At 46.1% G+C, this 17,242-nt stretch carries 15 protein-coding genes and 1 tRNA gene; 7 read left to right on the top strand and 9 right to left on the bottom strand.

All coding sequences use genetic code 11. The annotated features are described in order from the left end of the window. Window positions 1–372: 372 nt before the first annotated feature. Window positions 373–447, top strand: a tRNA-Gly gene (locus PHI12_05840). Continuing rightward, window positions 399–1,253 (top strand): tyrosine-type recombinase/integrase, encoded by an 855-nt coding sequence (locus PHI12_05835; GenBank protein MDD5510309.1) that lies wholly within the window; start codon window positions 399–401, stop codon window positions 1,251–1,253. The genes PHI12_05840 and PHI12_05835 overlap by 49 nt, the downstream gene beginning before the upstream one ends. 278 nt (window positions 1,254–1,531) lie before the next feature. Here the strand turns inward: PHI12_05835 and PHI12_05830 are convergent, their stop codons facing one another. The 3 genes from PHI12_05830 to PHI12_05820 form a co-directional block, all read right to left on the bottom strand. Further along, window positions 1,532–2,140, bottom strand: coding sequence for a hypothetical protein (locus tag PHI12_05830; GenBank protein MDD5510308.1), 609 nt, complete (start codon window positions 2,138–2,140; stop codon window positions 1,532–1,534). A gap of 727 nt (window positions 2,141–2,867) precedes the next feature. Further along, window positions 2,868–3,887 carry a hypothetical protein gene (locus PHI12_05825; protein ID MDD5510307.1) on the bottom strand — a complete coding sequence of 340 codons (1,020 nt, stop codon included), beginning with the start codon at window positions 3,885–3,887 and terminating at the stop codon, window positions 2,868–2,870. A gap of 904 nt (window positions 3,888–4,791) precedes the next feature. Continuing rightward, window positions 4,792–5,790 (bottom strand): AAA family ATPase, encoded by a 999-nt coding sequence (locus PHI12_05820; GenBank protein ID MDD5510306.1) that lies wholly within the window; start codon window positions 5,788–5,790, stop codon window positions 4,792–4,794. A 102-nt stretch (window positions 5,791–5,892) separates the two neighbouring features. Between PHI12_05820 and PHI12_05815 the strand changes: the two genes are divergently transcribed. The 4 genes from PHI12_05815 (at window position 5,893) to PHI12_05800 (ending at window position 9,701) form a co-directional block, all read left to right on the top strand. Next, a complete protein-coding gene (locus tag PHI12_05815) occupies window positions 5,893–6,450 on the top strand; it encodes a hypothetical protein (protein MDD5510305.1) in 558 nt (185 codons plus the stop codon). 487 nt (window positions 6,451–6,937) lie between these two features. After that, complete coding sequence (locus tag PHI12_05810) at window positions 6,938–7,147, top strand: helix-turn-helix transcriptional regulator (GenBank protein MDD5510304.1); 210 nt, start codon at window positions 6,938–6,940, stop codon at window positions 7,145–7,147. 699 nt (window positions 7,148–7,846) lie between these two features. Next, the gene (locus PHI12_05805) at window positions 7,847–9,031 is read left to right on the top strand and encodes a TrkH family potassium uptake protein (protein MDD5510303.1); all 1,185 of its coding nucleotides are present in this window, start codon (window positions 7,847–7,849) and stop codon (window positions 9,029–9,031) included. A 1-nt stretch (window position 9,032) separates the two neighbouring features. Further along, window positions 9,033–9,701, top strand: a complete 669-nt coding sequence (locus tag PHI12_05800; GenBank protein MDD5510302.1) for a TrkA family potassium uptake protein — start codon at window positions 9,033–9,035, stop codon at window positions 9,699–9,701. 222 nt (window positions 9,702–9,923) lie between these two features. Here the strand turns inward: PHI12_05800 and PHI12_05795 are convergent, their stop codons facing one another. Then, a complete protein-coding gene (locus PHI12_05795; GenBank protein ID MDD5510301.1) occupies window positions 9,924–10,310 on the bottom strand; it encodes a PAS domain-containing protein in 387 nt (128 codons plus the stop codon). A gap of 40 nt (window positions 10,311–10,350) precedes the next feature. Further along, window positions 10,351–11,079 carry a 4Fe-4S binding protein gene (locus PHI12_05790; GenBank protein ID MDD5510300.1) on the bottom strand — a complete coding sequence of 243 codons (729 nt, stop codon included), beginning with the start codon at window positions 11,077–11,079 and terminating at the stop codon, window positions 10,351–10,353. Window positions 11,080–11,349: 270 nt separating this feature from the next. On the opposite strand from PHI12_05790, the gene PHI12_05785 reads away from it, so the two are divergent. Then, the gene (locus tag PHI12_05785) at window positions 11,350–13,659 is read left to right on the top strand and encodes an Ig domain-containing protein (protein MDD5510299.1); all 2,310 of its coding nucleotides are present in this window, start codon (window positions 11,350–11,352) and stop codon (window positions 13,657–13,659) included. 144 nt (window positions 13,660–13,803) lie between these two features. On the opposite strand, the gene PHI12_05780 is transcribed toward PHI12_05785, so the two are convergent. Genes PHI12_05780 through leuD form a run of 4 tightly spaced genes read right to left on the bottom strand, consistent with a single transcriptional unit; the run spans window position 13,804 to window position 17,197 of the window. After that, window positions 13,804–13,986 carry a hypothetical protein gene (locus tag PHI12_05780; protein ID MDD5510298.1) on the bottom strand — a complete coding sequence of 61 codons (183 nt, stop codon included), beginning with the start codon at window positions 13,984–13,986 and terminating at the stop codon, window positions 13,804–13,806. Further along, entirely contained in the window at window positions 13,976–15,595 is a 1,620-nt protein-coding gene (gene cimA / locus PHI12_05775; protein MDD5510297.1) for a citramalate synthase, read from the bottom strand. The genes PHI12_05780 and cimA overlap by 11 nt, the downstream gene beginning before the upstream one ends. A gap of 2 nt (window positions 15,596–15,597) precedes the next feature. Continuing rightward, a complete protein-coding gene (gene leuB, locus PHI12_05770; protein MDD5510296.1) occupies window positions 15,598–16,695 on the bottom strand; it encodes a 3-isopropylmalate dehydrogenase in 1,098 nt (365 codons plus the stop codon). Between the two features lies 1 nt (window position 16,696). Further along, window positions 16,697–17,197 (bottom strand): 3-isopropylmalate dehydratase small subunit, encoded by a 501-nt coding sequence (gene leuD / locus PHI12_05765; GenBank protein ID MDD5510295.1) that lies wholly within the window; start codon window positions 17,195–17,197, stop codon window positions 16,697–16,699. Window positions 17,198–17,242: the final 45 nt, after the last annotated feature.

Raw genomic sequence — 17,242 nt, 5'->3', positions numbered from 1 at the left:
AAAAACAAATCTACCCAAGCCACCCACGGTATGTCCCAAGTGTTATGAGAGTAAATATATCGTGACCCATGAGGATGGCTGGCAGTGTTGGAACTGCATGAAGATAATATATAAGAACGCACCTATTATTGATTTAGATCCAAGCGACTCGGAATAGTTACGCCCTGTAGAGCTTCAGGCTACCTTAACCGACTCCTATCACGCTGTGCCGTAACAGGTGCAGGATCTTTTTATCTCACGCACCGGCAGTAGTAAAAATTATGTCAAGGTTGCCCGCTATCGACAGCCGGTAATTGTCCCGGGCTTGTCCCTGCCAACCTCGATATGATAAACTCTTTCCGTAACTGAACTGTGAACGCTGTGTACCTGTGAGCGGGTGTAACTCAGCGGTAGAGTGCTTGCTTCCCAAGCAAGACGTCGAGGGTTCGAATCCCTTCACCCGCTCCAAGTTTTACACACAAAACAGTTGTGAACTGTTCACAAAAAAGTTCGCAAAATCTCAACTGGATAACTTCATTAAATCTAGAGCGTCTGGTACAAATCCAAGAACTATAACGCTATACCAATTCGCCTTAGATAATTTCATTGGCTATCCTTTAACCCCTGAAGGTATCCAATCTTATCTAGATAGCCTTACTTGTAGGAATGGCAAACACAACTATTACCGTGTCATTAAAACTCTTTGTAGATGGCTATACCACACTGATCAGCTTTCCTCTAATCCTATTGAGAAAGTACTACCGCCAAGAAGACAAAAGAAGCTATTACCAGCTATAAGCAAGGAACAATTAGCTATACTTGTAAGCCACGCACTAACTGAAAAAGACAGGATTATCCTTAATCTATTATGGTATTCAGGAATGAGGCTATCAGAAATTGCTAATATAAAAGCCAAAGACTTCTATTGGGATGAAGGAATTGTAATTGTCTTAGGTAAAGGTAATCGCTATCGCAAGGCTCTGGCTGGTAACAGCATTGTAAAAGAATGGTTCTCCAAACATGATACTTTAGAAATAACAGCAAGAGGAATAGCGACAATGCTTCAAAGATTAGGTCAAGCTACAGGCATTCATTGTAATGCACATAGCTTCAGAAGAGGCTTCTGCGTTCACAATGTTAAGAGTGGCCTATCCAATAGGGTAATACAGGCCCTAGGTGGCTGGGAGACTCCGGCTATGGTTAGCCACTATGCAGCAAGCCTGACCTTTGATGATGCTTTGAGTCTATACAAGGCGGCTAATTCCAAAACATAGCGGCTAGCAGTTATGTCAAGTTAGCTAATCCCCTACTAGGGGGTACGGTATGCTCTTTTATCCATGCTATGTTATTACAGAAGGGTCGGTCGCAAATTTTTCAGTACCGATATTCGATGTGAGTATTAGCAATAGTTATTACTAGACAATAGTACATCGTATGTTAGTAGAGTAATATAAGATTGTCCAGCAAGGGACTGTAAAATCTTTGTTTTCGTCCAGTGGTTATTAAATTTGTTACATTCGCTGATTTTCGGGAATATTTATTAAACCTTTGTTTATATTTTGGAGCTTACTTCTAATAGCTGTCTCAGAGTATCTGTAAGGCTTATTACATTATCTGTAAATTGATCGATATCTTTTAGAGTAGCAGTATTTATATCGAAACGGAACAGTTTGTCTATGTAATCTCTTAATTCTGTATCTGCTTTACCTATCGCCTTATTGATTTCCAATCGTGTCTGAGTGTCGAGATTATCCGTTAGCCTACGTGCTACTTCAAAAACACTAATGCTAGTAGCCACGCTGTTGACCAGTTCAGCCCTAGAATCCAACAAGTGCTTCTTTAATTGAAGATTATCATTAGCTTGACGCATAGGTATACTTAAATGTCTTATTACTGTTGCCGTCCACTCGTTAAGGTCAGAAATTGCTTTTGTTTTATCATCAAGATACCTGAAGTGCCTAGTATCAGAAATTACCCAAAAGGCAGCGAATGCCAGAATAACAGTCGCTAGTAAAGAAAGAAGAGAATCCCATTTTTCGATATAACCATAAATGGACTTAACGGCTTCCTGATCTATGAGGGTTTCCCTAGAATATGACACGATTGAATAGATGAACAGTACGCCGCAAATGACCAATATAGCAATAAAAATACGCTTCATAGAAACCACTTGGCAACTATCCCCTTTGTTATCAATACTTAAAAAGTCTACAATCTTACATTAATAGCGGAGCATTCTACTTATATTTTCGGATGAATATCCTCATATATCAATAATGCTTTCCGATATCTTAAGACATATTACCTGTCCATTTTTCTTTAATTACACCTGTTTTACACTTGGGGCAATTTTCCCCGACCATCTCCAGTTCTGTCTTTACATTCTTAGAATAGCAGCTGGGGCATTCCCGCTTGTCTTTCTCTTGTTTAATTCTAGCTATGTGTCCCCGAAAACTGGATTCGTATGGACTCCAACCGACCTCACCTAAATCTGCTTTGAACTGATGCAGACAATCAAGACAAAGGCAGAAAGAATTGAATCCCGTCCGTTCTCTTATCAACTTGAGGGATGCCTTTTTACCTAATACTTCAGCGACACACCATCGTTCTGCGGGATGATAGCAAGGTATTCTTTCACCTTTATCGTTTTCTACATAAAAGTAATATCCCCACCCTGTTTGAAGAGCAAAACTGCAATTGCTGCATTTATACTTAAATATCCCCGGCATAGCCTATCCTTTCAAAGTGACTGTAGTCTGTTCTGTTATAAACACCCCAAAAACAGTTTTAATGTCTTCATGTATCTACTGAACTATGGTGAATAGTAACACTTCAAAATAACCTTAGACAATACAGTAGTTGTGGACTTCATAATCCTTTAGAATATTTCACATCTTGTTAGATTGCAGATGACCTTGCACCGAAACGGCAACATATCCACTTGCAAAAGCATTGGCATCTGATTCTACTTGCGGAAAAACATGCTTTAAGTCGCCTGCTAGTTTATCGCCTAAATAGAGAGTATAATCTACTATTTGCTCTTGTGATATCCAACCTTTTCCCCTCATATAACCTGCTTTATAAGCGGCTGTAATCCCCTCCCTTAGATTACTAGATATCCAATCAGGAACTCTTTCTGGATTTAGTTGCGGATATTCTCTTGGCCAGTTATGCCTTAACTCATCAAGAAAAACAATCATTAGATTAGCACATTCACCTGGAGTCGTAGAGTACCATAACCGCTCAAGTTCCGCATCATACTTTTTAGCAAGACGAGCAACTTCTTTAACCATTTTATCTAGTAGAGGGTCAATGCAAGGTTGCTCAAAAGTTGGCTCGATTTCTTCTGCGGCTGATACTTTCTCGGCATTGTTTGTACTGACATCATTTAAAGTCTGTAGGGATGCAATATTACCTGAAAACTCGTACTGGGTTATCGCTTGTTTTAGCTTCGATACGTCTACTTCCTCTAAATTACTGTTATGCAAGAAGGATGCAATTTCCAGAGTCGGTTCTATCGATCTTTCCCAGCTACCGCGTTTGTATTTCGTGACTATCCATTTGTCAGGCTCTTCCCATTGGGTTCTAGCATCCACCTTAGTATTCTTCTCTTCACCAGCCTGTAATCTTTTCATTCCTCCTGCAGTCTGTAATTGAACATATAGACCTAACGCATTGCACCATCCTCGTAAATGAAAAGGTAGTTCATTCTTGTAGGTGCCAATCTCTTCTAGCTTATTCAAAAATTTTTCTGTATTTCTATCCGGCCCTACACCGCTCTTAGTGGACCTTCTATATATTCTGCTACCTATGCCGACAACAATACCTAGGGTAGCAAAAAAGCCAACTATACCCCAAAGCCATGAGCTAGCAACTATCCCCGTAATAATACCAACGATTGCAGGCATGAAAAGTAATCTAAACATGCTAAGGTGAATGCTAACACTGAAGACTAGGGATAATCAATACCATGCTGTGAAGTTTACATTCCACCCAGCACCACCCCACCCTTACATATCCTATGATTAAATTGGCCTTATTGACAGAATCAACTGATAATCGTGTTTCTTCATCTATTCTCCACATGCCAAAGCTATTATTGAACCTATTTGAACAACCCTTAACCAAACCGAATCATGCTTGGTTGGTAGTCAATGCCTGGTAATACAACTGCAGTCGTCACCTTGTTTAATTACCTGTAAATAAGATGACAGATACCGTCTACCGTATTGACAAAATCTATACATAGCTTTAGGATATCTGTTCACCATATCAACAATTTTGAATGTAGTCTATTCGATACCCAGGAAGTAAGTGGGTACTAATAAAACATCTACTTGGAGGGTAAATATGAAATTAAGAATCACCCTAATTATGATTGGACTCTCATTGTTATTGATCCCCGGGTTACTCATTAGCTGTAACCAGAAACCGCCCCCTCAGACAGAATCCTCAGACAGAATCGTCCAGACGCAATCGGCAATGGAACAGCGTATTTCAGCATTAGAAGCAAACCTTAGTATAGCCGAATGGGAAATAGATAATCTGCAAAGGAAAATCGGAAAATTGGAAGGGTCATCTAGTAGCTCATCAACTGATACTGATATTTCTGAGGTTTTGATAGGAAAGAGCCTCTCGTGTCAGATAATTACGCCATACCAAGTATACCCAAAGGCCACTATTGTATTTGAACGCTGGTTCCGTTGAGGTTTTAATAAGTGACCAGAAGCCTTGTTATTATATAACCCTCATAAAAAATGTCAAAAATTCAAAATATCGAAGTTATGACTTCTATGGGTATATATTCATATTTTAGTCAACAACTTTATCGGCCAATTTTAATAGCTTTCTATTCCCTTGGCCACCAGCGGGAACAGCCTGAATTCTGTTTTCATCCTTCAGTTCGCGTATTGCGGAGTGAAAGGCATAATCAGTAATATTATTTCCCTTAGCCTCAGTTCTGATTCGTTGTTCATCTAGAGGCCCATTCTGCAAGTGTCCGATAATAAATTTCTTGGCTGCTTCAACCTTTGATTCTCTAGCCATACGTTCAATAGGAGATACCCTATGCAGTGGGTAGTTAAAGTCAAGTGGTATTATTACCCTTTCTATATCCCGACCTACTATGTGTAGTTCCTTCTTAGAGATCATTTTATCACTCTTAACAACTGTTATCTCTGTATCCAGCCAGCCAGAAAAACGCGAGTGGCCAATTGCTCCTCTAGTAGGGTCTTTACCCATGTGAGTTACAATAACAACTGATAGACCATGATTATTCGCTAGTAGCTTATCTATGTTGTCACAAAGATGTTTAATAACGGTTTCTTCATTTTCGCTGCCTGCAACTATTCTAGCCCTGGGGTCTAGAATTAGAAGGTCAATTTTGAACCCATTCCCCAAACTGGTATTTAGTACTTCCTGGATTACTATTTCACTTATATCAAGGCAGAGATTCTTGTCCAAAATAGTAATTGCCATGAAGCTACTCAATGCTAATTGGCTGTAATTTCCTTCAGCATGAAAATCCTGAGTGCGTTCTTGAAACTTTTCCTCTGATATCTCGAGATTCACATATAGAACCTTACCTTGACTGGTCTTGAATCCAAGCCAATCCTCACCTGCTGCTACTCTAAGTGCTAGGTCATGAGCGAGTAATGATTTCTCACTCTTGTACTGAGCAGTAATAGACAACCTACCGCCATTCGACCGTAGTAACCCCAGTATTCGGTAAGGGATGTCAGGTACTGGAGTATTAACTAGGTCATAGCCTGATTTAATTTGTGAAGACTTGTTGTCACTTTGTAAGTTCATAAGACACCTCCATATTTCAAATATTCAAAGTTTTAGTTCTATAATACTGGTAGACAGACAGACATTCGATACAACAAACGGACATTAAGGCGGACAATAGCTATGCCTATTAAATATCCAGCAGCAGTGAGGAAACGTGCGATAGAGATAGCGCCAACCTGTAGGTCAGCAGCTAACGTCATTGATGCACTATCGGATGAGTACGGTGCTGACCAAGTACCTATGGATGAGCGGACTATCAGACGGTGGCTTCAGAATCAGAATGTCCGTTATCTTCGCAACCTTGATGAGCACTTTGCCCAGATGACGGACATAGCCAACATACTCTTAGAGGAAGATGTAGGTAAGGTAATAGTGCGCGGGGATAGTGAGCAATCTGATAGTACATATGGTATTAATAGTCCTGATTTGGGTTATTACGAACTAACTCGTAACCAACTCACTGGTAGAATCGAAGGCAATATCGATTATGTATGTGGTAAGTACAGCACTTGGCACATGTTTGATTGCTTTGCCGAGCACTTAATGGCTGAGTTTCCACCAGAGCAGGATTACTATGATTTGTTAAATAAATATCCCGGTAAGCTAATTAACACATTGAGGATGCTGGCTGAAAGGAAGACATTCAAAGGTACCTGTCCTGTGTGTAAGGAATGGTAAATAACCGGTACTATTTATAGCCGACTACTTTACCTTAGCTATCTACCATCGCTTAGTTCGTACGTTTCCGTCTCTGTGGGGGCCTTCGTTTCAGAGGGTAAGCCGTAATACCCCCACATGCCGAACAGCGCCATCTCTGTAATACCCTACTTCCGTAGCGGTATTTCCCGAACTTAATCAAATCACGACTATAGCAATATGGACATACTGGCATAATACCTTGACAACCAACTAAAAATATATTAAAATACTAGATAATATAGCTAAATTACCAACTAAAAATAATATTATATCAGGAGTATGCTGTATGGCAAAACTTATTCAGTTAGTCTTCGGGGGCTGGATAATTGCTCTAGTAGTTAAAGCAGCTATTGAGTCCATCTAGTAGATAATATCATATTAGTTGATACCCCTTTATCTACTTTAACCAACAATAGTGACATTTTCAACTATACGTTTGATTTGCTGCTAAAAAGGATGCAAACAAATGAAACGACAAAATGAACTCGCCAAAGAACTCGGCATCAGTAAGAGCTACCTCTCTATGATGCTATCAGGCAAGCGAAAGATACCGGAGTATTTAGAAGACAAAATTTGTGAACTAGTTCACAAGAATCGTGCCCAGGAATTGCTTCCCAAGTTCGAATCCCTTCACCCGCTCCATGTAACTTCCTCTTCTCATATCCCCTTTTGTTAAATGATTGCTTAACTTTACGCATGTGAGTCTCCTTGTTTGTTAACCTCTATTGATTATACGTTATGTCAAGCAGAAAAGTTGTCTTAATGATTACTAAACCATATGGCGAAAAAATAATATGCGTTTTAAGCATGCTATAGACATTGTTTATAACTGATTGTTCAATCAACGACAGATTTCTAATGTTGATTCGCACAAATATAATAATCAGGTTGGTATTGAAAGGCAGAGTATAACTTCTTCATCTCACCCAAAACTATTGATTGTGAGTGGATTAGGTAATACAATCAGGTATGTCCGTTGATAGCCTTAGGCCAACAGCTAGTGGCATCTGACACAATGCCGGACCTGTCTGAAGAGTATGATAAATAACAGCGTATTTGACAGAACTTTGCCAGGTTTTATTTATTGAAAATAAACTGAGATAAAGTCATGCGTTCGTTGAGTTATTCCGTTAGACTGTTACCAATCTTGAAATACTTCGGCCAGATTTCGGTTGTTCTAGCACTACTCTCACTGGTACCGTTAGCCGTATCTATACTACTCGGTGATTACGACACTTCACTCCGCTATTTGATTATTGTTGTCAGTGTCTTTACCACAGGCTTCTTCCTGCAAAGATTACCCACCCCTAAACGTATCCAGACGAACGAGGCCATGGTCATTACCGCTTTCATCTTCTTGCTGGGAGCATTAGTTATGATATGGCCTATTACGGCTTCCGGCCTGAGCTTTATCGACGCATTTTTCGAGAGCGTCTCAAGTATCACAACTACAGGTCTGAGTGTCGTAGCGTCTGTAGAGGATAAAACACCCATGTTCCTATTCTCCCGGTCCTGGGCGCAGTGGGTCGGGGGGCTGGGTATAGTTATCCTATCAGTGGCAATTATGATTAGCCCGGGGTTGGCCGCCAAAAGAATCGGAGACATAGAAGACTATGAAGAGGATCTAGTCGGCAGTACCAGATCACATGCCCGACGTATGATAATCGTCTACTCCTTATTGACCGGATTTGGAATCATTATCTTAGGTTTACTGGGCGCAGGATGGTTTAATAGCATCATATATGCTTTTTCAGCTGTCTCCACGGGTGGTTTTTCACCTCATAATGCCAGTCTTGCCGGATTAGATAGTCTTTCTCTACAGGTAATGGTGATATTATTATCAGTAGCAGGCGCAATCCCACTGGTCCTATACTATCGTTCGTCCAAGGATGGCATAGGGGCTTTCATACGCGATCGCCAATTTCGGTGGCTTCTCCTAGCCGGAGTGATCACGTCATTGCTTGTCGCATTATTTCTATTCAGCGGTCATGAATTCAACTGGCCCCAAGCGTTACGCCATGGATTCTTAAACGCATTCTCCGCTATCTCAACAGCAGGATTTACCACACTGGATATTTCTCCAATCAGCGATGGCGCGAAAATTGCACTTATCTGCTCAATGTTTTTGGGTGGCTGCGCCGGTTCTACCGCTGGAGGCATCAAAATCTTGCGTTTGTTGATAGTAACACAAGTAATCTATGTCTTTTTTCAACGTGCTAGTATGCCACGGCAGGCTATCGCTGAAGCTAGCATCGGCCGGCGCCGGCTGCAGCCAGATGAGATCCAGGGTGCTATAAGCATCATTCTTGTTTATCTGGCGTGTATCACAATTTCATGGCTGATATTTGTCGGCATGGGGCATAATGCCCTTGACTCACTATTTGAGGTAGTCTCAGCGGTTGGCACCGTCGGTCTATCATCAGGCATAACTACTCCTGAGCTACACCCACTTCTAAAAATGGTCCTTTGCGCAGATATGCTATTGGGCCGTCTAGAAATCTTAGCCTGGTTAGTGTTATTCTATCCACGTACTTGGATAGGAAGAAAACTGGAGGAATGATATGAGGATCGTATTTTCAGGTGCCAGTCCGTTAACTATTATTACTGCCAAGACGCTGATCAACGAGGGGCACGAAGTCATTATTATTGAAGTCAACAAAGAAAAAATTGACCAGTTTTGCGAAGAATTAGATTGTAGCTTCCTACACGGTGATTCTGCCAAACCAGCAATATTAAGTCAGGTAGATCCGAAGAACAGCGATATTCTATTTTGTCTGACCAACAGCGATCAGATTAATATCATCACATCGTTGTTGGGACGCTCGATGGGTTTTAAGCGCGTTATCACTAGCATAGAAGATACGGGGTTGGAGCAATTGTGCCGTGAACTCGGGCTTGAAGATACAATCATTCCAGTATGGACATTAAGTCGACACCTAGACAATATGGTACGAGGACTTGATAGTATTAATTTATCTACACTGCTCAAGGAAGACGCCAGATTTTTTGTTTTTACAGCCCGAGAGGAAGATGCGATCAAAGCTAGTGAACTGGGGCTTCCCAAAGATGCACATATTGTTTTCTACTATCGTGACAATAAACTTAACTTTGCTGATAATGATACAAAATTCCATAAAGGGGATGAGATCATCATTTTGACCCGTAGTAAAAACATCCCTGATTTCAACGAACGCTGGTATTCAAAGAAAGCTAATAGTAAAGACAATTAGGTATGATGTTTAGCATAACTATTGATTTATAAAGAACGTACATTTTAAGCACGTTATTGTGTTTGATACTGTTGCGGTTAAGATGGTTCACAGCGTTGATTGCGAGGTCTTCTGCAGGACTGGAAGTGTGAGAATGATGTTAGAAGGATTAGTATGTTTTGTAAAAACACTCAAGCCATGGTGTATTCCTACATCGTTCTCTTAATCTGAACTAGTCTAGACTTAATCAAGAGTAACCTTTTCTCCCTCAAGTCCCTTTATGTCAGTAATATCCTGGTCCGTACCCAGCGTACCGAGATATCTGCCATCTGTATCCCGCACGGCAAAATACCTGATATGTATCTTACGCCCCTCAATATCCTTCCAGAACTCCACCAAATCCTTCCTGCCACTCTTAAAATCAGTCAGTATCCGATTCAACTTGTCTAAGGCCCGGTCAGGATGGCACTGCTGGGTCGGCCTACCTAACGATGACAGCGGCCGCTGGAAAATCCTGTTATCGTGCTTGTTCCAATACCTAACGACATCATTTTCATCAACAAAGGTGATATCTACCGGTAATTTTTCCAACATAGCCGCGAGTTGATCTTTGTTTAACTGCTCAATCATTTTCACTCCTTATCGCTTTTCTGTGCCGGCATCCACATTATCATGATTTTATCTCACCGTTAATGCCTATGACGGTCTCCTGTGAGATAATATCCCGACCGCTTAATTGAATCGCCTGCTTTACCATCTGCGTCAGCCCGCCGCAGCAAGGTACCTCCATACGAACTACATCAATGCTCTTTACCTTCGAATGGCTCAGAATATCGGTCAGCTTCTTTAAATGAGCGGAAAAGTCATCAAGCTTAGGACAGGCCACCAACAGAGCGTGATCCCGGAGAAATCCCCGGTGAAAGTCGGCATAGGCAAATGGTACGCAGTCACCCACCAGTATCACCCTGGCGTCATTCAGGAAAGCTGCCGAAGGCGGTACGAGGCTGAGTTGAACCGGCCAGTGACAGAGCATCGACTGCTGATTAGATTGCTCCCCTGGGAAGGCATCCCCCACCTCCTGATGAACGAGCTGCCTAACCGCAGCTGAAGGACAACCACCGCAGGCAGCTTCTTCTCCCGCACCTTTCCCCGAATCCGGGTGCTGCCGGGCAACTCCCTCGTCAAATTCCTCTGCTGCTCTCTCCTCAATGGTAATAGCCCCCTGCGGGCATTCGCCAAGACAGGCACCCAACCCATCGCAGTAGTTGTCGCTGACCAGTTTCGCCTTGCCATTAATTATCTGAAGAGCACCCTCGGCACAGGCTGGCACGCACAGGCCGCAGCCATCACACTTTTTCTCATCAATTCGGACTATCTTTCTAAACGCCTTTACCATCATTCAGACCGCCATTACCTGCCAGTTCATAAACGGATTGGTTTCATTCTATCCCATATACCTTCCCCAAGCAATGTATGCGGCTCTATCAATTATCCGTTAGATCAAGCGTAAAAGTATTCCTACCAGTGCTAAAAACCATAGATGAAAGAAATAACATGCGTTTTAAGGTTCAGGCTGTTTGAGATTGCCGTTAATGACCATCAAAAAATACTACATATCTTAACATTTGCGCATTGTAAGTACTAAATATTGCGGCTATAATAGACCTTAATGAGAGAGATCAAGCTTCTTAACCGGCAACGACGCCGGTACTCTTTAATGGTAGCGGCCAACTCGGTACGCCGTCTAATTAAGGTAGTTACGGTCAGCGCGCTGGCTATCTTCGGTGCGATATTCTTTATTAGTGCACCTGTTTGGGCAGCGCCCACCATTCTACCCAGCACCCTGCCGGAAGCTGAGGTCGATGTCTACTACACGACGACCCTGGTTGCCGCCCCGATCACACCCCCCGCCAACTGGGCAATCACCAGCGGCTCGCTACCACCCGGACTAACGATTGATGCCGCTACGGGGGTTATCTCGGGAGAGCCGACCACGGCCGGGAGCTACGCCTTCTTCGCCACCGTCACCGACATAACCGGCACTTCATCACCGCAGGGATTCATAATTACCGTTACGCAAATTCCCCTGTCCTTCCTCACCACCACTTTACCGGACGCTACCGAGGACACCAGCTACTCACAAAAAGTTAACGTAACCGGGGGCACGTCGCCATATACCTGGTCTATCGTCAACGGCTCACTGCCGGACGGCCTGTCGCTAAGGAGCAGCACCGGCATCATTAACGGCTCTCCGGATGACGACACCGCCGGTTCCTACAGCTTTGTCATCAGGGTTACCGACAGCTCGGCGTCAACACTGTCCGCCCAGCAGAGCTTCATCCTTCTCGTTCGAGAGGGGACCTTCGAATCGGTTGTCAGCATTGCTTCCAGCTTAGCCTCAGGAGAGACCAATGTTTTCGTCGAAGGAGACTGGGTAGCAGCTCTGGAAGGCGGCGAGTCCGTTCAGTTAAGCCTGGACCTGGACTCAAGCCAGACGATAACTGTTGACGATACTGTTTCCAATCCCACCAATGCCAGCATCAGATTTGTGGCGGAAGACGACAGCATCGAGGTAAGCGAGGGCTCTCCCGATGCTCATTTCAGCTATCACGCCGAGTATTTCCTCGAGGTCACGGCAGCTCCCAGCGAGGCCGGCCTGATGAGCGGTAGCGACTGGTACAGCGAAGGGGAAGTATTCAACGCCACCGCTCCAGGTGAAGTTAAAGACACGTCCGACACACGGTATCGATTTTCCCACTGGCAGCTTCCTACCGGGGGTACGGTCACCAGTGAGAATCTGAGCCTGACTGTCACCATGCCGGGAAGGATTATCGCCAACTACGACACCGAGTACCTTGTCGAATTCATAACCGAACCCGCCGAGGTGGGGCAGGTGACCGGAACCGGCTGGTACAGCGGGGGATATACTCTCAGGACTAGCGCTCCGGAGGAGGTTGAAGAAACATCCGACACCCGATACCGTTTTTCTCACTGGGAACTACCGACCGGAGAAACGGTCAGGAGCGAGGACCTGAACCTGACTGTCACCATGCCGGGAAGCATCACAGCCAACTATGATACCTACTATCAGCTAAGCATGGAATATCCCTACGGCGAGATGGGTGGTACCTGGCATAAGGCAGGGAGTGAAGCCCAATGGAATCTGGACACCCGCGAGGTTGCCATGTCGGGAGTATTCGGTGCATTGGGAGGCAAGCTGATAGCCGCCGACGCCAGCGGTACCGAGCTTATGGATAGCCCGAAGATAATAAACGTGGACTGGAAGCCGGACTACACCAGACCGGCTATCTATATCTCCCTGATCGCCCTGGCCGTCGGCCTGGGGATATATTTCACGTACCGTCACCGCAAAGCTCCGCAACCGGCTCCGGCCGCCACTCCTCAACCACAGACAACAGTGGTAATGATCGGCGATACCTCGAAGCCGCAAACCGAAACGACCCGGGAGAAGCTCCTGGATAAACTCAGCGAGCTTCTGGATAAATATGAAAACGAAATAAGAGTCTCGGTATTAAACGAGCAGGCCAAAGAGCTGGCTGATGGCGAAAGCCCCGGAGGAAGAAAGATGCTATCAACGCCGGATGCCGTCATCGACCAGGATTCACTATGCAGCTTCAAGGCAAGGAAGTTACTCAGAGTCGTCACCGGAAGCTGGCACCAGGGAGAAGAACCGCAAGAAGCAAGCAAGAAGGGGCGGGTTATAGTCTGGACACGCGATATATACAACGAGTGGGAAATCCTCAATTGCTTCCTGCCTGCCGGTCATACCGGGAACCACCAGGGCAATTTTCGCATGGTATACACCCTGCTAAACACCATCACAGAGAAGAAAACCTACCGCCGGGACGAAGAGGTTATTCCACCCGAACCTCACTTCACTGACGGCATGCCCGAGGTAGAGATAACCGAAGATCAGGTAATCCCGCTCAGCCATCTGCCAACCGAAGAGCTGCCGTAACAGGTCACCCGGCATCATTACTCGAGGGGTTCTATGATTTGTACCTGCTTCGTGTAATCGAATGCAGTTCCGCCCTGTAATAATCCTTTTATTGTGAGAGGATAAGTTGTTGCTCGTGGGTAGTATACTCTAACCCGCGCCGAGTCAGGGTATGAACCAGTTCCCTCCGAAATAGGGGCCGATCAGAGACTCCAGGAAAACGGCCCCGACAGCAAACGTGATACCGATGATGATCGCCACTATGCCGATGTTAATCAGCAGCATCCTCCACCAGAGACCCCAGGCCAGTCCCCAGGTCGGTTTAACGGTTACCTTCTCAATCTCCATCTGCCTTGGCTCCTTTCTCCCTATCCGGTTTTTGCTTTAACAGCCAGTACTCCAGGCTGTCGGCTAAAGCCAACCAGCTAGCCTCAATAATGTTGGCCGAGCTGCCTACAGTACGCCACTCATGGACTCCGTCGCTGGACTCGATAAGAACCCGAACCTGAGACTCGGTACCGACGCTTTCTTCAAGAATACGGACTTTATAGTCCACCAATCTGACGGCAGCCAGGCTGGGATAGAACTGAAGCAACGCCTTGCGCAGGGCATGATCTAGGGCATTAACCGGACCGTTACCTTCGGCTGCGGTATGAATTATTGCACCACCCACCTTCACCTTTACCGTCGCCTCGGAGAGCATATCCTCAAGCTCGGCTATAGTCGGCAGTCTTCGCCTTCTCTCCACCATCACCATGAAATCAACCAGCTCAAAGGAGGGCCGGTAGTCCGGCTTGGCCCGGTGGACCAGCAACTCAAAGGAAGCCCCGGCATTCTCGTACTGAAAACCACGGCTCTCCAGAGACTTGACCTGCTCGAGCAGCTTCTTCACCTGCTCGCCACGTGAGGGCAGATCCAGGCCCATCTCTCTGGCTTTGTAAATAATGTTGCCCTTGCCCGACAGCTCGGACACCACTACCCTGGACTGGTTACCGACCCGGGCCGGGTCGATATGCTGGTAGCTCTCCGCCCACTTGGCCAGACCGGAAACATGGAGTCCGCCCTTATGGCTGAAGGCACTGGAACCAACATAGGGCGAAGAGGGATCGAGGGCAAGATTAGCCACCTCACTGATGTAGTGTGAAACCCCGGTCAGTTTAGCCAGCCCGGCATCGGTGATACAATCAATGCCCATCTTGAGCCTAAGTGCCGGGATAATAGAGCAGAGGTCGGCATTACCGCAACGCTCACCATAGCCGTTGACCGTCCCCTGAACCTGACTTACCCCGCCGGCCACAGCAGCCAGTGTGTTAGCTACTGCCAGCCCGCCATCATTATGGGTATGGATACCCAGCGCTACACTGGTTTTATCCCTGACCACCCCAATGGCGGTAGCTATCTCATCAGGCAGCGAGCCGCCGTTGGTATCACAAAGCACCAGACAGCCGGCCCCGGCATCGGCCGCTGCCTCCAGACAACGCAGGGAATAGTCAGGATTGGTCTTGAAGCCGTCGAAAAAATGCTCGGCATCGAAAAAAACGGTAAGCCCCTTCGCCCTGAGATAGCCTACCGAATCGGCAATCATGGTCAGGTTTTCCTCAAGGCTAGTTTCCAGCACCCGGATAACCTGTAACTCGGAGCTTTTGCCAACGATGGTAACCGTCTTCACCCCGACACCAGCCAGGGACTGAAGGTTAGCATTATCCTCAGCCCTGCTGGCGGATGGTCTGGTACTGCCGAAGGCAACCAGCTCAGAATTACGCAGTCTGAGGTCCTTCGCCAGGGTAAAAAACTCGACATCTTTGGGGTTGGATCCGGGCCATCCCCCTTCGACAAAATGAATACCCAGCTCATCGAGCTTACGTGTAATAGCCAACTTATCCGTTACAGAAAATGAAATGCCCTCTTTCTGCGCCCCATCGCGAAGTATGGTATCGTAAAGCCGAACTGAAGCCAATCTTATCCTGCCACCTTCCCGGCAATCAGGTCACCCATCTTTCCCGTGCCCACCTTTACCTTGCCCTCAGCCATTATATCATAGGTGCGATAGCCCTCCTCGAGTACCTCATCAACCGCACGCTCAACTGCCTCCGCTTCCCGGTCCAGACCAAAGGAATAACGCAACATCATAGCAACGCTGAGGATAATAGCGATCGGATTAGCCATATCAAGCCCGGCACGGCGGGGAGCGCTGCCGTGTATTGGCTCATACATACCGAAGATATTGACCCCCTCCTGCGGTACACCGGCCAGACTGGCCGATGCCAACATTCCCATCGAACCCGCCAGCATCGAGGCCTCATCGGTAAGGATATCACCAAAGGTATTCTCGGTAACGATGACATCAAAGTAGGCCGGGTTCTGAATTATGCGCATCGAGCAGGCATCGACCAGCATATGCTCCAGCTCGACATCGGGGTAATCGCCAGCCACTTCCATGGCCACCTGCCGCCACAGCCGGGAGGACTCCAGCACGTTGGCCTTGTCCACCGAAATCAACTTTCTATCACGTCTCAACGCCAGTTCGAAACCGACCCGAACGATACGCTCGATCTCCTGCTCGGAGTAGGTCATCGAATCGGTAGCCCGTCGTCCCCGTGACGTCCGCCACTGCCTCTTGGGCCGGCCAAAGTACAGACCGCCGGTAAGCTCACGAACAAATACAAAGTCAACTCCCCGGATAACATCCGGCTTCAAGTTGGTGGAATTCACCAACACCGGAAAGACCTTGACCGGGCGCAGGTTGGCAAACAACCCCAGCCCCTTCCTCAAAGCAAGCAGCCCGTCCTCGGGACGGACTTTAGCCCCGGGGTTGTTGTCCCACTTAGGACCACCAACCGCCCCGAGCAATACCGCCTGGTTGCTCCGACACATCTTCAACGTATCAACGGTAAGGGCCTGCCCCGTCTTGTCAATAGCAACGCCGCCCACCAGTCCGTAGTCCAATTTGAACTCATGGCCGAAGCGGCTGCCCACAGCTTCCAAAACCTTGACCGCTTCAGCAGTAACGTCGGGACCGATACCATCACCGGGTAAAACAGCTAGACTGAATCGCACGCTAAATCCTCCTGTTAGCCAATCTTTTCCTGGTATATTCAATAAGGCCGCCGCTCGAAATCAATTTCGCCATAAAATCAGGGTAAGGTCTGGCGGCAAATACCTTGCCACTGGTCAGGTTCTTTATCTTACCGCTGGAGAGATCCACCTCAAGGATATCCCCGGACTCAGTACCGTTTACCGCCTGCTCACACTCAAGCAAGGGCAGGCCGATGTTTATTGCATTACGAAAAAAAATGCGGGCAAATGTCCCGGCAATGACACAAGAGACACCGGCTGCCTTAATCGCCAGCGGAGCATGCTCACGGGAAGAGCCGCAGCCAAAATTGGCGGCTGCCATAATGATGTCACCCGGCCTAACTTTTGTAACAAAGTCCTTATCGATATCCTCCATACAGTGTCCGGCCAGCTCCGCCGGATCGGACACGTTGAGGTACCGTGCCGGGATAATGGCATCGGTATCAACATTGGCGCCATACTTATGAACTCTACCTTTTAACATAAGACAATAACTCCTCAATTCAGGCTTTCCGGGAGCGTGATATCT

The sequence above is a fragment of the Dehalococcoidales bacterium genome, assembly GCA_028716225.1.
Classification (GTDB): Bacteria; Chloroflexota; Dehalococcoidia; order Dehalococcoidales; family UBA5760; genus UBA5760.
Note: the sequence above shows the minus strand (reverse complement) of the source record. Positions and strands in the feature narration are given on the sequence as shown.

Excerpts from the sequence above, each read along its gene's own strand:
- PHI12_05805 (MDD5510303.1), top strand. The coding sequence starts at position 7,847 with ATGATATGGCCTATTACGGCTTCCGGCCTGAGCTTTATCGACGCATTT.
- PHI12_05830 (MDD5510308.1), bottom strand. The coding sequence starts at position 2,140 with ATGAAGCGTATTTTTATTGCTATATTGGTCATTTGCGGCGTACTGTTC.
- PHI12_05790 (MDD5510300.1), bottom strand. The coding sequence starts at position 11,079 with ATGATGGTAAAGGCGTTTAGAAAGATAGTCCGAATTGATGAGAAAAAG.
- PHI12_05825 (MDD5510307.1), bottom strand. The coding sequence starts at position 3,887 with ATGCCTGCAATCGTTGGTATTATTACGGGGATAGTTGCTAGCTCATGG.
- PHI12_05780 (MDD5510298.1), bottom strand. The coding sequence starts at position 13,986 with ATGGAGATTGAGAAGGTAACCGTTAAACCGACCTGGGGACTGGCCTGG.
- PHI12_05800 (MDD5510302.1), top strand. The coding sequence starts at position 9,033 with ATGAGGATCGTATTTTCAGGTGCCAGTCCGTTAACTATTATTACTGCC.
- PHI12_05785 (MDD5510299.1), top strand. The coding sequence starts at position 11,350 with ATGAGAGAGATCAAGCTTCTTAACCGGCAACGACGCCGGTACTCTTTA.
- PHI12_05795 (MDD5510301.1), bottom strand. The coding sequence starts at position 10,310 with ATGATTGAGCAGTTAAACAAAGATCAACTCGCGGCTATGTTGGAAAAA.
- PHI12_05815 (MDD5510305.1), top strand. The coding sequence starts at position 5,893 with ATGCCTATTAAATATCCAGCAGCAGTGAGGAAACGTGCGATAGAGATA.
- PHI12_05810 (MDD5510304.1), top strand. The coding sequence starts at position 6,938 with ATGAAACGACAAAATGAACTCGCCAAAGAACTCGGCATCAGTAAGAGC.
- PHI12_05820 (MDD5510306.1), bottom strand. The coding sequence starts at position 5,790 with ATGAACTTACAAAGTGACAACAAGTCTTCACAAATTAAATCAGGCTAT.
- leuD (MDD5510295.1), bottom strand. The coding sequence starts at position 17,197 with ATGTTAAAAGGTAGAGTTCATAAGTATGGCGCCAATGTTGATACCGAT.